The 14,498-nt window shown below is 68.9% G+C and carries 14 protein-coding genes; 11 read left to right on the top strand and 3 right to left on the bottom strand.

Going from position 1 to position 14,498, the window contains the following annotated elements; translation table 11 throughout:
* Positions 1-2: 2 nt before the first annotated feature.
* Together ACTJI8_RS10430 and ACTJI8_RS10435 are read left to right on the top strand one after the other, a co-directional pair.
* Positions 3-419 carry a hypothetical protein gene (locus ACTJI8_RS10430; RefSeq protein ID WP_440733368.1) on the top strand — a complete coding sequence of 139 codons (417 nt, stop codon included), beginning with the start codon at positions 3-5 and terminating at the stop codon, positions 417-419.
* Between the two features lie 87 nt (positions 420-506).
* The gene (locus ACTJI8_RS10435) at positions 507-707 is read left to right on the top strand and encodes an AsnC family protein (RefSeq protein ID WP_440733369.1); all 201 of its coding nucleotides are present in this window, start codon (positions 507-509) and stop codon (positions 705-707) included.
* A gap of 15 nt (positions 708-722) precedes the next feature.
* On the opposite strand, the gene ACTJI8_RS10440 is transcribed toward ACTJI8_RS10435, so the two are convergent.
* From ACTJI8_RS10440 to uraD, 3 genes are all read right to left on the bottom strand, one after another.
* Positions 723-1,757, bottom strand: a complete 1,035-nt coding sequence (locus ACTJI8_RS10440) for a S66 family peptidase (protein WP_440733370.1) — start codon at positions 1,755-1,757, stop codon at positions 723-725.
* 30 nt (positions 1,758-1,787) lie between these two features.
* Positions 1,788-2,738 (bottom strand): hypothetical protein, encoded by a 951-nt coding sequence (locus ACTJI8_RS10445; protein ID WP_440733371.1) that lies wholly within the window; start codon positions 2,736-2,738, stop codon positions 1,788-1,790.
* 70 nt (positions 2,739-2,808) lie between these two features.
* The gene (gene uraD / locus ACTJI8_RS10450) at positions 2,809-3,324 is read right to left on the bottom strand and encodes a 2-oxo-4-hydroxy-4-carboxy-5-ureidoimidazoline decarboxylase (protein WP_440733372.1); all 516 of its coding nucleotides are present in this window, start codon (positions 3,322-3,324) and stop codon (positions 2,809-2,811) included.
* A gap of 646 nt (positions 3,325-3,970) precedes the next feature.
* On the opposite strand from uraD, the gene ACTJI8_RS10455 reads away from it, so the two are divergent.
* The 9 genes from ACTJI8_RS10455 (at position 3,971) to ACTJI8_RS10495 (ending at position 14,453) form a co-directional block, all read left to right on the top strand.
* Positions 3,971-5,215 (top strand): M24 family metallopeptidase, encoded by a 1,245-nt coding sequence (locus ACTJI8_RS10455; RefSeq protein WP_440733373.1) that lies wholly within the window; start codon positions 3,971-3,973, stop codon positions 5,213-5,215.
* A 216-nt stretch (positions 5,216-5,431) separates the two neighbouring features.
* Complete coding sequence (locus ACTJI8_RS10460) at positions 5,432-7,021, top strand: ABC transporter substrate-binding protein (protein WP_440733374.1); 1,590 nt, start codon at positions 5,432-5,434, stop codon at positions 7,019-7,021.
* A 5-nt stretch (positions 7,022-7,026) separates the two neighbouring features.
* Positions 7,027-8,067, top strand: a complete 1,041-nt coding sequence (locus ACTJI8_RS10465) for an ABC transporter permease (RefSeq protein ID WP_440733375.1) — start codon at positions 7,027-7,029, stop codon at positions 8,065-8,067.
* 12 nt (positions 8,068-8,079) lie between these two features.
* A complete protein-coding gene (locus ACTJI8_RS10470) occupies positions 8,080-8,952 on the top strand; it encodes an ABC transporter permease (protein WP_440733376.1) in 873 nt (290 codons plus the stop codon).
* 8 nt (positions 8,953-8,960) lie between these two features.
* The gene (locus ACTJI8_RS10475; RefSeq protein ID WP_440733377.1) at positions 8,961-9,989 is read left to right on the top strand and encodes an ABC transporter ATP-binding protein; all 1,029 of its coding nucleotides are present in this window, start codon (positions 8,961-8,963) and stop codon (positions 9,987-9,989) included.
* On the top strand, positions 9,986-10,810 hold the full coding sequence (locus tag ACTJI8_RS10480) for an ATP-binding cassette domain-containing protein (protein ID WP_440733378.1): 825 nt from the start codon (positions 9,986-9,988) through the stop codon (positions 10,808-10,810). Before ACTJI8_RS10475 ends, ACTJI8_RS10480 begins: the two co-directional genes overlap by 4 nt.
* Positions 10,810-11,943, top strand: a complete 1,134-nt coding sequence (locus ACTJI8_RS10485; RefSeq protein WP_440733379.1) for a sugar phosphate isomerase/epimerase family protein — start codon at positions 10,810-10,812, stop codon at positions 11,941-11,943. The genes ACTJI8_RS10480 and ACTJI8_RS10485 overlap by 1 nt, the downstream gene beginning before the upstream one ends.
* 99 nt (positions 11,944-12,042) lie before the next feature.
* Positions 12,043-13,350: a hypothetical protein gene (locus tag ACTJI8_RS10490; protein WP_440733380.1), complete on the top strand. Its 1,308-nt coding sequence runs from the start codon at positions 12,043-12,045 to the stop codon at positions 13,348-13,350.
* Positions 13,347-14,453, top strand: coding sequence for a ring-opening amidohydrolase (locus ACTJI8_RS10495; RefSeq protein ID WP_440733381.1), 1,107 nt, complete (start codon positions 13,347-13,349; stop codon positions 14,451-14,453). The genes ACTJI8_RS10490 and ACTJI8_RS10495 overlap by 4 nt, the downstream gene beginning before the upstream one ends.
* Positions 14,454-14,498 lie beyond the last annotated feature (45 nt).

Here is a 14,498-nt window from a genome sequence, read left to right on the forward strand (position 1 = left end):
CGATGATCCACCCGCGCTGGGCCGTGCTTCAGCTCGCGACGCTGCTGACGACCGTCGCCTGCGTCGCAGTGCACGCGGCGATGCTGCTGAGCGGCCCGTCCGTGCTCGCGGCGGCGATGGTGCTGCTCGCGGCGACCTGCGCGCTCTGCCTGCGCCCTCGTCGCGTGGCCCTTCCTGACGCGGCGTGGGGTGCGGCGATGGCGATGGCGGCCGCGATGCTGCTGCTGCACGTGTGGTCGGGCGGCGCCGGAATGGGCGGGCATGCGCATGGCCTCGCGCAGGAGGCGACGCCGCTCGACGCCTTGCACAGTGCGGCGCTCGGCCTCAATGCGCTCGAGCTCGCGCTGGTCATGGGCGCCGTCCTCGCGATCGGGGTGCGGAACCGCCGTCGGGCGGGCGAGCTGTCCGCTCAGGGCTGATCGGATCCCGTCAACATCCCTTGACACGCCTCCCTCGCGTCAACCAGCATTGACGCGAGAAGACTTCATCATGGAGGCGAGAGAATCATGAAGACCGCGCAGGCGACGGATCCGCAGGGCGAACCTCTCGCCGAACTGCACCGACTGGTCGAGGTGCGTCGCGACATCGCCCGCGCCGAGGAGGTGCAGGTGCGCCGCGCGCGCGCCGCCGGCTACTCCTGGCAGGCGATCGCCAGCGCACTGGGCACGACCCGGCAGGCGGCGCACCGCCGGTTCGGGCGGCGCTGACATCGGCGCGAGCCTTCAGGCGAAGTCGGCCACGACCCGGCGCGCGGCGCCGTCCAGCACGAGCGTGCCGCCGTACGGCACGATCCATTGCGGCCTGGTGTGCCCGAACGGCACTCCCACGCACACCACCGCGTCCGGGTTGTAGCGGGTCATCGCAGCGAGAACGGCATCGCGCTGAGCAGCACGGGCGGTGGCGCGCTCCTGCGCCGAGGGGACGACCTCGTGGGTGCTGACCGGAGGCCGCGCGACCACGACCCCCGAGACCCGCGCAAGCAATCCCCGTTCCCCGTAGGCGCGGAGCTGCTCCGCCACAATGGGGGCCGGGGTGAGCCGCTCGCTCGTCTCGAGGAGGAGGATCGCACCGTCGAGTCGCTCCTCCCGAGGAAAGCGTCCCGCGAGCGCGAGCTGAGCGAGCACCTCGATGCACCCGCCCCAGGTCGGTCCCGCCGCGTGAACGACCGGCCCTGCCCATACCCACGGCTCAGTCGGTTCCCGATCGCCGAACCGAGTGAGTGCGTCCGGGTGCTCCCAACGCTGCCCGAAGTCTTCCGACTCCCCCGGTTCGTCGAGTTCGATCGTGCCGCCATCGAGCAGCGCCGCGCGCAGCGAGCGGGCGTGGATCGCGTCGACCATGGGGCCTGGGCCGAGATGCACCTGTGTCGAGCCGCCGTAGTAGCCCGCGATCCCCTGCCGCCACAGCCAGTTCAGGATGTTGGTGTTGTCGCTGTATCCCAGGAACGGCTTGGGGTCCGCCTGCACAGCGGCAGCGTCGAGATGCGACGTCACGAGGATCTGATCGTCTCCGCCGATCGTCGCGATGACGGCTCGGATCGACGGATCCGCAAAGGCCGCATTCACGTCGGCAGCGCGGGCCTCGGCGGACGCGCCGAGCTGCCGCGTCGTCGGGTATTCGACCGGAATCAGCCCTGTGATCTCCTCAAGTCGGCGCATCGCCTGCTCGTGCACGGGCAGCGAGACGGCAGGTGCGGCGAATGCCGGGGAGAGCACGGCGATGCGGTCGCCTGGTCTGGCCTTGGGCGGAAGGAGCATCGCTTCAGCCTAAGGGCGCGGCTTCCCCCGTCAGACGACGTCGTCCCCCGCCCAGCGCAGCACCCGCAGCACCCTGAGAGTGACCCAGCGACTCGGGAACCCCTCGGACTCGCCCTCCATGGCGAACGGCGTCGGCCCCTCGTGCGTGTTGCCCAGCCGCCACAGCCCATTCACATCACGCTGGGAGCGCAGCAGCTCGAGCGCCTCGGCGCAGCGCGGATCCCCCTCGGGGCGTGCCCGGCGCAGGTAGTCCAGGCCGCGCAGCACGTCGTAGTACCAGCGCACCGGATACGAGGCCATCGTGAAGCGGGGGTCGATGATCTCCCCCGTGCTGCGCCGCAGGAACAGCCGGCGCGCCAGCAGATACTCCTCTGCGGCCAGCCGCGCGGTCCGCGACACCTCGGTGCCGCCGGTCGCCTGCTCCCAGGCGAGGAGACCTTCGAGCACGCAGATCGTGGAGTGCAGCGACGAGGTCGTGGCGCCGTACTCAGCCCAGCAGTTCCACCCGCCGTCCGCCAGCTGCCCGGCGAGGAGAGTGCGGACGACGGCGTCGCCGGACTCCCCGAAATACGCGGCGTTCGAGAGGACCACGCCGTTGACGCACGGCTCCGTCTCGCCGTCGAAGTACCGCGGGGCGTTGTCCTGATCCCAGCGCACGCCCTCACGCACCCGCGTGACCGCCCGCCGCACCCGCTCGTCCGCCGGGTCGACACCGAAGTCGACCAGCTGCTGCAGGCTGAAGTGCGTCGCGGTCCACGCGTCGTACATCGGACGGCTCTCATCGACCCAGCCGGGCCGGTACACCCCGCCATCCCACAGCCCGTCCTCCGCCTGCAGCGCGAGGAGCCGGGCGCCCCACCCCTCGGCGGCCACGCGCGCACGCTCCGTCGCGACCTCCTCCGGAGACGCATCCGTCAGGTCGCGGAGGACCTGCCAGCGGATCGCGGGATCAGAGTCGATCAGGTAATCGATGACGTCCATGCCGCGACGCTACCCCGTCGCGCCGACGTCCAGCACGGCGCCATCGAGTGCTGTCACCGATCAGCGCGGCTCAGGCTGCGACCACGCGATCGAGCCGGCCCCGCGAGATCAGCGCGATCTGGTCGAGTGCGGCCTGCAGCTCCGCCTCGGTGTCGGCGCCGATGCGCCGCTCGAACTCCGCGAGGATCGAGGTCTTGGTGTGGCCGCGCACGGCGATCACGAAGGGGAACCCGTGCCGATCCTGGTACGTGCTGTTCAGTTCGCCGATGCGCGCGAACTCCTCGGGGCTGAGGGCGTCGAGCCCGGCGCTGGCTTGCTCTCCCACCGACTCCGTGGTCATCTCGCCGGCCTGCGCCTCCTTGCCTGCGAGCGCAGGATGCGCATTGAGGAAGTCGAGCACGGTCTGCCGGTCGGCGGCTTCGACGACGGCGAACATCGCACGGTGCAGCTCGCGCACGTCCTCGAAGGGCCGAGAGTACCAGGCGGCGCGCGCCACCCAGGGCGAGTTCTCGAAGACCGGCCCGAGCGCGGCCACGAAGGCATCCTGGTCGAGCGCGTTGATCTCATCCAGTGTCACAGCGCTCACGCTCCCGCCTGAGCGACGTTCCGCACGCCGGCGGCGAACATGTCGAGCTGAAGTGAGGACATCGGGATCTCCCTTGATCTCTTGATCTCTCCGCATCGGGCAGCGCGGTCCGGACCCGTCCTACAACGAAAGAGCTCCCGGTTCCACGATGCGGGATTCCTATTCCATCTGGACGATGTGGAATCAACTCTCCCATGCACGGAGAGCCGCGTCAAGATTTGGTACACCAAATCCTGCGCTCGGCGTTGAGTCGACACGAGCGCCCCGAGAGCAACCGGTACCTTCCCGCAAGAGCCGCGGAGCGCGGCGCAGACAGGTCTTGCGGGCGAGCGGATTTTGGTACACCATTTTGGTACACCACTTGGACCGAGTGCGATATGTCTCAAGAATATCGCATCGCGAAAGTTTGGTCTCCCCTTGCGGAATCATTGGTCTTAGATCTACAGTGACCTCACCCCCACCCGAGGGGGTCTTGAACCAAGAACGATTGGCTCTGAATCATGGCTGCTTCAGACGCCCGAGTGCCGAAAGCGAGTTCGGCACTCCGGGGCACAGGTACCGCATCGTCGCGGCTCCGCGCCCCCGCGCAGATCGCCGAAAGCGAGCGCCCCGCCTCCTTGGCGGGTTCACCCCGGGACTGGCTCTCGTGAGCCTGGTGGAGGCCGCGGTCGCCCCGCGGGAGCGTTTCACCGCCACCGTCCCGGTCCCGGTACTGGAACAGCGCATCGAACGCGTCCGCGCAGCGATGATCGCGGAGGATCTCGACGCCCTCGTCGTCTTCGGCAGCCCGCGCATGCTGGGCTCGCGGACGAAGACCGCCGGGTACGTCCAGTTCCTCGCCGGTTACGCGGCCAAGCCCACCCCGTCGACCGTGGTCGTCGCCGCATCGGGCACGGCCGCGGTGCTGGCCTTCGGTGTGCACGAGCGTCGCGAGTTCTCACAGCGCTCCGCCTGGCTGGGCGAGATCGTGCTGGCCGGCGAGCAGCGCCTGCATCCCGAGGCCGCAGCCCGGGTGCTCTCCGACGCCGGGATCGGCGGTGGAGCACGGATCGGCGTGATCGGGATCGACGAGCTGAGCCACCCCGCGCACCAGGAGCTGGCGGAGCGTTTCCGCGACTTCCGGATCATCGCGGCAGAGGGCGTTCTCGATCGCCTGCGCCTCACGCGCGCACCCGAGGAGATCGAGATGCTCCGCATCTCGGCACGCATCTCGGACGCGATGGTCGCGGCGGCATTCGCCGAGTCGACCCGGCCCGGCGCTTCGGGCCCCTCGGCCATGGCGGAGGCCGAGCACGTCGGCCGCCTGCTCGGCGCCGATTCGGCGAACTGCTGGCTGTCGATCGGCGAGGAGCCGCCGACCACCTACTTCGAATTCATGGAACTCCCCGCACGGATCACCGACCGTGATCGCGTGCAGCTGGGCACGACCACCTCCTACGAGGGCTACTTCGGTCAGTGCCTGCGCATGGGCGTCCGCGGACGGCCGAGCACCGAACTCGCCGCCTACGCAGACATCCTCATCCAGATCCAGGACGCGGCCCTGGAGGTCATGCGCCCCGGCGAGCCGCTGCACCGCGTCATCGACGTCATCGAGGACGAGTACGCGGCGCACGCCCCCTTCACCCGGGAAACGGATCCATTCCGCTTCCAGAGCTGTCACGGACTCGGCCTCACCTATGTCGAGCCCGGGACGGCGCGGGATCTCAATCCCCTCCGGGACAGATCCCTCGATGACTCCGGCGTCCGGATCGAGAAGGGAATGGTCATCGAAGTGCATCCCAACTTCACCGTTCCCGGTCTCGGCTGCATCGTCGCCGGCGACATGGCCCTCGTCACCGATGATGGGGCCGTCTGGATCACCGAATCGCCCAGAGGAATCTGGGAACTCTGATCCGCACCCATAGCTGACCGCATCACAGCGCACAGCCCCTGCCGGATCCCGATCCGGCCCGCATAACTCAACATCAGACACCGGAGCACTCCACAAGAGCCATCGCACGGCTGCCCCTCACCCTCAAGGGTCTTCCGTGCGGTGATGCCCGAACCCCGAGCAGGGCGCCAGCCCGCGCCCTGAGAAATCACCCTTTTCTCATCCAGGAGTCACTCCATGTCAATTCAGCACCGCAGCCGCAAGGTCACTCTCGCCGCCGCACTTCTCGCTCTCCCGCTCGTCGCCGCTTCCCTCGCCTCCTGCACCGCAGGCGGATCCGGAGGCGGTGGTGGCGGCGGCAGCACCACGGCCGCATCGACGTCCGTCGTCGTCGGCTTCAAGCACGAGTTCAACACCATGGATCCGCTGCGTGCCGACTACGCGCAGACCAACATGGTCGACAACATCGTCTACGAGCCACTGATCAAGTTCGACGCCGCTCAGGACAACAAGATGATCGGCGCGCTCGCAAAGGACTTCAAGGTCGCCGACGACGCGAAGTCCATCTCCTTCACCCTGCGCGACGGCGTCACCTTCCATGACGGCACCCGCCTCACCGCGAAGGACGTGAAGTACAGCTTCGACCGCTACACCCGGCTCGGCCAGGGCGTCGCCTCGCTGCTGCAGGGTTACGACTCGACGACCGTCGTGGACGACTCGCACATCGTGATCAATCTGAAGGCGCCGAACGCGTTCTTCATCAACGGCCTCGCGAACATCTACATCCTGGAGGCCGACCTGGTCTCCAAGAACGCGGGCTCCGACGACGCGCAGGGCTGGCTGCAGGCGCACGAGGCAGGGACGGGCCCGTTCGAGGGCACGGATGCATCGTCCGCCGACGGCACCACCGTGAAGCGGTTCGACAAGTACTGGGGATTCGATGACAAGCGGCCCACGCAGATGGTGTTCCGTCGCATCGATGAGAGCGCGACCAACCGCGACGAGCTCAAGGCCGGCAACATCGACGTCTCCTTCGGCCTGTCCGCGATCGATGCCACTGCTCTGAAGGGACAGAGCGGCGTCTCGGTCAAGTTCGTGCCCACGTCGGGCCAGACCCAGCTGTGGTTCAACACGTCGACCGGGCCCACCGCCGACCCGAAGATCCGCGAAGGCCTCAAGCTGGCGTTCGACTACTCCGGCGGCTTCCAGAAGATCCTGAACAGCAACGGCGCGATCTCCAGCGGCATCCTGTCGCCGGCGTTCACCTGCCGGCCCGGTGCCAAGCCGTCCGCGCAGGACAAGACGAAGGCCAAGGAGCTGCTCTCCGGTCTCGGCTCGACAGCGCTCGACCTGCGCTACCAGTCCGTCGACTCCACGCAGACCCAGATCGCCACGTTGTTCCAGTCCAACCTCAAGGACCTCGGCGTGACGGTGAACCTGGTTCCGATCGCCTTCCCGGACTACCTCAAGACGCTGTCCGACCCTGCGACGATCCCGGGCCTCACCCTGATCAACGACTACATCCTGACCCCGGACCCCGGTGCCGGGCTGGACAAGCTGTACAACTCCGCGAACATCGGCGGCACCAACAAGGGCGCCTACAGCAACCCGAAGGTCGATGAGCTGCTGAGCAAGGCGCGCGCGACCGCCGACGCCGGTGACCGCTGCGACCTGTACAAGCAGGTGGAGACCACCGTGGCCGGCGACTCCGTGCAGGCGAACCTCTTCCAGGTGGCGTTCCCGGTCGGCTACCGCAGCGACCTCAAGGGAATCGACTTCTCCTGGTCCGCGACGCCGATCTCCTTCTTCACCCTCCGAGTGGGGTGAGGACGATGGCGAAAAGCAATCCGGCACAGCAGACCACGGTCTTCCTGCTGCGCAAAGCGCTCTCCTCGGTCATCACCCTCATCGGCCTGAGCGCGTTCGTCTTCCTGATGGTCAAGCTCATCCCGGGTGATGAGGCCAGGGTGGCCGCCGGTGAGAACGCGAGTCCCGAGCAGGTCGCAGCCGTCAGCAAGGCGCTGGGTCTGGATCAGCCGTTCCTCGTTCAGCTGATGACCTTCTTCGGAAGGCTCCTGCGCGGCGACCTCGGCACCTCGATCACCACCCACGTGTCGGTCACACAGGGCATCGGACAGGTGCTCCCGCAGACCATCGAGCTGGTGCTGCTGGCCGTGATCATCGTCGTCACCTGCGTGACGCCGCTGGCCACGCTCTCGGCGCTGCGACGCGACGGGGCGGCCGACTTCACGATCAAGACGCTGGTGATCATCTGCGCCGGCCTGCCGACGTTCTGGCTCGCACTGCTGCTGCAGTACCTGCTGGGCACGAAGCTGCAGCTGGTCCCGATCTCCGGTCGCCTGTCGCGCGGGTTCGACGTCCCGACCCGGACGGGCTCGGTGATCGTCGATTCGCTGCTCGCCGGCAACCCGATGGCCGCCTGGGACGGCGTGCAGCATCTGATCCTCCCGGCCATCGTCCTGGCCCTGCCGTTCGCTGCGCAGCTGTACCGCATCATGCGCGCCGAGCTCATCCAGGTCCTGGCCCGCGAGCACCTCACGGTCGCCCGCGCCAAGGGGATCCCCCAGCGCCAGCTCGTCTGGCGGCACGTCCTGCCGAACGCCATCGGCCCCTCGATGACCCTCGTCGGGATCCAGTTCGGCGCCATGGTCGGCGCCGCCGTCCTCGTGGAGTCCGTGTTCGGTCTGGTGGGAGTCGGCTCCTACCTGACCAACGCGGTGGCCCAGAAGGACACCTTCGCCGTGCTCGGCGGGGTGCTGGTGATCGGCGTCCTGGTGGTCGTGTGCAACTACATCGTCGACGTCCTCCAGCTCATCCGCGACCCGCGTCTGCGGGCAGGGCAGCTGGGCTAGGAGGGGAGAATCATGAGCAACACTCTCGCAATGATCGCGCCCATGCGGCGCCGCACCGTCCGCTCCATCACCGGCATCTCCGGGATGCAGATCATCATCCCCATCGTGGTGGTGCTGCTGCTGCTCCTGGCGATCGTCGGACCGCTGATCGCGCCGTATGACGCGGTCTACCGGTCGGACATCCTGAACGCACTGCAGCCGCCGAACGCCGCGCACTGGTTCGGCACGGACGAGCAGGGCCGCGACGTGTTCTGGCGCATCATCGCCGGCGCGCAGTCGTCGCTACTGAGCTCGGTGATCATCGTCACCGGCTTCTCGATCATCGGCATCCTGGTCGCGACCCTCGCCACCCTGGGCGGCAAGTGGGCCGACGAGGTGCTGATGCGGGTCGTCGACGCCGCCCTGGCATTCCCGCCGATCATCTTCGCCCTCGGTGTCGCCGCGGCGCTCGGTCCGAGCCTCAACTCGGCCGTCATCGCCATGATCCTCACCGGATGGCCCGTCACGGCACGCGTGCTGCGCGGCGTCATGAAGGAGACGATGGCCCAGCCGTACGTGGAGAACGCCCGTGTGCTGGGCGTCTCCCGGACGCGGCTCATGCTGCACCACGTGATCCCGAACTCGCTCGACGTGCTCGTGGTCAAGTGGGCCGGCGACATCGGCAACACGATCCTGATCCTCGGCGGCCTGTCCTTCGTCGGCGTCGGCGCACAGCCGCCGAGCGCCGAGTGGGGCGCGATGGTCACCAGCGCGAAGGGCATCATCGCCACCGCGCCGTGGGCGGCGTTCGCCCCCGGTCTCGCGATCGCCATCACCGCCGTGGCCTTCGGCCTGTTCGGCGACATCCTTCAGGTCCGCTTCAACCCCGCCCTTCGCAGAAGGTGAGTACGGCAATGAACACTCTCACGAACGTCGGCACAGCGCCGACCGGCGCCACGCCGGCAGCCGTTCCGCTCCTGTCGGTGCGGAACCTCACGATCGACGCCGGTCCGAAGGACGAGCCGATCCGGCTGGTCGAGGACTTCAGCCTCGAGATGCGCCCGGGAGACCGGGTGGCGCTCGTGGGCGAGTCCGGATCCGGCAAATCCGTCACCGCACGCTCGATCATGCGCCTCGACTCCGACTTCCGTCTCTCCGGATCCGTCGAGTTCGAGGGCCAGGATCTGCTGAAGCTGAACGACAAGCAGATGGTCCGGGTCCGCGGGCACAAGATCGGCATGGTCTTCCAGGATCCGATGGGCGCGCTCAATCCGCTCATGACGATCGGCGACCAGGTGATGGAGCCGCTGCGGATCGCCGGCGTCTCGCACGCCGAGGCCGCGAAGCGCGCGAAGGCGGTGCTCGAGGAGCTCGGCGTGGTCGATGCGGAAGCCCGGATGAAGGCCTACCCGCACGAGTTCTCCGGGGGCATGCGTCAGCGCGTGGTCCTGGCGATGGCGCTCATCTCGGACCCGTCGCTGATCATCGCGGACGAGCCCACCACCGCCCTGGACGTGCGCGTGCAGGAGCAGGTGCTCACGCTCATGGACAAGGTGTCCAAGGAGCGCGGTCTCGCCGTGCTGCTGATCACGCACGACCTCGGCACCGTGGCCGGCTTCACCGACCGGGTCGCGGTCATGTACTCCGGCCGCAAAGTGGACGAGGGCAGCGTCGACTCGCTGTTCGCGCACCCGGCGCACCCGTACACGCAGGGTCTGCTGCAGGCCGTGCCGCGCATCGATCAGACGGTCCCCCGCCTGCTCACCATCCCCGGCGCCCCGCCGCACCCGGCGAACCGCCCGACCGGCTGCGCGTTCAACCCGCGCTGCCCCAAGGCGTTCGACCTGTGCACGCGGGAGGTGCCGGAGCTGCGGCCCGCCCCCGACGGCGGGCTCGTCGCCTGCCACCTCTACCCCCTCGCAGGAGAGGAGACGGCAGCATGAGCCTCTTGGAGCTGCGCGACGTGAACAAGGTGTTCCACGCGCTCGGGCGCGAGCCCGTCCACGCCCTGCGCGACGTCGATCTCACGGTCGAAGCGGGCACGATCACCGGGCTGGTGGGCGAGTCGGGATCCGGCAAGACCACCATCATCAAGAGCATCATGGGCCTGGAGAAGCCCACGAGCGGCACGATCACCTACGACGGGATCAACATCCCCGAGGCCAGGGGCGCGACCCTGAAGAGGATCCGCCGAGAGGTGCAGTTCGTGTTCCAGGACCCGACGTCGAGCCTGAACCCGCGGATGACCGTGGAGAAGCTCGTCGGCGAGGGCCTGCTCGTGCACGACCTCGAACCGGATCGCAAGCGGCGACGCGCGCGCGTGGCCGAGCTGCTCATGCAGGTCGGCCTCAGCGACCGCGATCTCGACCGCTACCCGCGATCCTTCTCGGGCGGGCAACGGCAGCGCATCGCGATCGCGCGCGCTCTGGCCGTGGGGCCGAAGCTGCTCATCTGCGACGAGCCCGTCTCGGCGCTGGACGTGTCGGTGCAGGCGCAGGTGCTCAACCTGCTGCAGGACATGCAGGAGGACCTCGGCTTCACCGTGCTGTTCATCGCGCACGACCTCGCGGTGGTGAGGCAGATCTGCTCGCAGGTCGCGGTGATCCAGCTCGGCCGGATCGTCGAGGATGGTCCCGCCGAGACCGTGCTCGAGCACCCGTCGCATCCCTACACGAAGGCGCTGCTCGCCGCCGTGCCGAACCCCAACCCGACCATCGCCCGGCAGCGGGCGCTGGAACGGCTTCTCGAGGAGAAGGTGGCGTGATGACCGAGTCAACGGCATCGACCCACCGGATCCGGGTCGGCGTCGACGGCAAGAAGATCCCGGAGGCCGCAAAGCGCGGGCCGCTCGCGACGATCGGCCACGCGCACGAGCTCGGCATGGACGGGTTGTTCTTCCGCAGCGTGCTCGACATGAGTCCGACGCTGGACCCCGGAGTGCTGCGCGAGCTCCGGCAGCGCGCGGACGATCTGGACCTGTATCTGGAGACAGGCCTCGGCAAGGTGAACCCGTACGCGAATCCAGAGGCCCCCGAGCTGCGGGCCATCGGGGACGGGGACATCCTGCGCGGCTTCCGGCGGATGATGGAGGCCAGCGCCGCCATCGGCTGCCGCGAGCTCTGGGTCGCCACGGCCAACTTCAAAGGGACCTATTTCGGCAGGCTCGCCTACGACCGGTTCCGCACCGACGCGGACTGGACGGACCAGCTGGCCGCGACGGAGAAGTTCCTGAAGCGACTCGCGCCCATCGCCCGCGATCTCGGGATCCACATGAACCTGGAGACCCATGAGGAGGTCACGAGCTTCGAGCTGGTGCGCCTCGTGGAGGCCGTGGGACCGGACACGACCGGCATCGTGTTCGACACGTCCAACGTGCTGCAGCGCATGGAGCATCCGGTGTTCTCGGCCCGACGGGTGGCGCCGTACGTGCGTCAGACGCACCTCAAGGACGCCTATGTGGCGCATGAGGAGGGTGGTCTCGCCCACCAGCTGCGCCCGTACGGCACGGGCCTCGTCGACTTCGCCGGACTGCTGCCGATCATCGTCGCCGCGAACCCGCGGATGAACGTGACGATCGAACCGCCGCAGCCCTACGCGGACAAGGCGCCGGCTCAGCGCCCGCGCGTGATCGAGGCGTTCGATCCCGAGTTCCTGGCCGGTCACCCGGACCTCGGCGTCGAGGAGCTCGCCGCCTACCTCGACATGGTGCACGCGTACGAGCAGCGCATCCAGTCCGGTGAGGTTCCGGACTGGCGCCGCTACCTGACGCAACCCTACGAGTACGACGAGGCCGTCGACACGATCCGGACCGGGGCCCGCATGGCCCGCTCCATCATCGCCGACGCCGGCTACCCGCTGCACACCCCGGTCGCCGAGACCGCTGGCGCGGGGCGCTGACGTCGGGCACGGGCACACCGGCCGGTGCGCGTCTCCCTGGCGCATCGGCCGGTGGTCGCCGACCCCGAACGACGAAGAACGAGACGACAAGGACGAGACATGATCAACCCCCGCCACGAATACCGGGTCGAGGGCAGCCACTGGGTCAGCCCGATCAACTTCGAGGAAGAGGTCACCCGCGAGTTCGACTTCCCCCGCCCCCTGGGCCTGATCGACAGCACCCTCCGCAAGACCAACTACACGGCCGGCACCCGCACCACGATCGACGGATATCTGCGGATCGCGCAGGCGCTCGACGACATCGGGATCAAGGACGAGAGCCTCAACCTCGATTGGTGGGGCGACGACGAGCCGAACGCCCGCGAGCTCGCACTGGTGCGCGAGATCCTGGCCGGTGGCTTCGGGTTCACCTGCAACGTCTACGCCGACACCCTGCTCGGCAACGGCGAGGGCGCCCCGAAGATCGATCCGCGTTCGACAGTCGACCTGCTCCTCGAGCTGGGGGCGACCGTCATCGGCCCCGGCATCGTCGAGGCCTCCTCCCCCGAGGCGGAAGCACGGCAGTTCGCGCAGCTGGCCGAGGTCACCCAGTACGCCGCGTCGAACGGTCTGGAGTGGACCGTCACGCTCGCCCAGGCGGGCCGCCGGGACTTCGACGCCATGATGCGCGCCGCGAACGAGGCCGTCGCACTCGGCGCCCGGCGGATCGACCTCATGGACTCCACCAGCAGCCTCGGCCCCGAGGCGATGCGGGTGTTCATCCGCCGCTTCCGCTCCCGGCTGACCACCGCCGTGCCGCTGACCATGCACGTGCACGACGACTTCGGCCTCGGCACCGCCGCCGCCATCGCCGCGGCCGCCGCGGGCGCCGGACCCGACGTCTCGGTGAACGGCGTCTCCTACCGGTGCGGTTTCCCGCCGCTGGAAGAGGTGGCGACAAGCCTCGAGGTGCTCTACGGCGTCGACACCGGCATCAGGCTCGATCGGCTGCAGGCCCTGTCGGATCTGGTCTACGAGGAGACCGGGATCCCCAACCCGGCACTCAAGCCGGTCACCGGCGAGTACGCCTACCTGAAGAGCACGACGGCCGATGTCCTGAGCGCGCTGCGCGACGGCGTCCGGACGTTCCCGCCGATCTCGGGGTGCGTGCACGCGGACGTCGTCGGTGCGGACATCCGCTGGGTGTGGGACCGCCTCAGCACCCGGGCCATGGTGCGCCAGCTGGCCGTGAACCTCGGCCTGGAGCTCGATGACGACGCCGTGGAGACCGGATACCGGGCGCTCAACGACGCGATCGACGAGATCGTGGAGTACCCGCGCTGGCTCACCCCGGAGCGAGCGGAGGCCGTACTGCGCGAGGCCGTACTGCGGGAGGCGGTGCGCAGCGGCGAACCGAGCCGCGCATGAGCGCGGAGGCCGTCGACGCGTTCCGCGTGCCGATGAGCGGCCTGCGGGATGTGTCGGGGCTCGCCGCGCTCGTGGCGGACGGGCGGCTGAACCCGGACGACATCGTGGCCGTCACCGGCAAGACCGGCGGCTGGGGCGACACGTACAACACGAGCCGGGTCGATGCGGATCAGGCCGTGCGCCGGTTCCTGCTCGACCACGGCACCCGGCCCGTCCCTGCGATCGAAGCGGTGCCGATGGCTTTCAGCGCCGGTGTCGGCACGATCATGACGCCGCATCTGGTCGTGTACACGCGCACCGCCGCGGAGCCGGCGGCGGACGGCCTGCCCCAGCTCGCGATCGGGAACGCCGCCTCCACGACGATCCTCCCCGAGTGGATCGGCAGGGCCGCGCACGTGCAGGCCAACGCGGACGCGGTACGCGCTGCCGCGGCGGATGCCGGCATGGCCCCCGCAGACGTCGAGTTCGTGATCGGCAAGTCCTACTACCCGCCGCTCGAGGACATCGCGGCCGCGCGCACCGGGGCGGCACCCGAGCTGGATCCGCAGGGCGTCTTCGGGTTCTCCAGCGGCAGCATCGCGCAGGCCGTGCGCGTCGTGGTCGACGGCGCCCCGTTCCCGGACGAGGCCGCGATCGGCACAGATCCGGCGCTCTTCAGCGACAAGGTGGCGGTGTCGTCGAACATCTGGGAGGACGTGGGCGGTGCGGGGCCGCAGACGCACCTGCTGGCGCTGGGCAACCGCCGCGGTGCCGGCGGCCGGCTGCGCGTCGGACGGGCTGTCATCGCGGATCTGCTCGACATCGGTGCGGTCACCCGAGCGGTCAGAGATGCCGGCATCGCCGTCGGCGAGGGTCCCCTGCCCCCCGAGGTCCGTTCGCGCATCCGCGCGACCTACGTCAAGTACCAGGAGCCGGTCGACGGGCTCATCCGCGATCGGCGACTGGTCACCGACGACCCCGTGTACGTCAAGAACCTGAAGACCGTGGTCGCGAGCGCGTTCTCCGCCATGCTGCAGGACAACATGATCTGGATCTCTGCGGGCGGCGTGCAGCAGGGTCCTCCCGGCGGGGGGACCCTGGCCATCGTGCTCGACGTGGGCTGACCGTCACGCACCGACGAGAACGCGGCGGCAGGATGCCGGAGACCA

The sequence above is a fragment of the Microbacterium sp. 22303 genome (assembly GCF_052045265.1).
Lineage (GTDB): Bacteria > Actinomycetota > Actinomycetes > Actinomycetales > Microbacteriaceae > Microbacterium.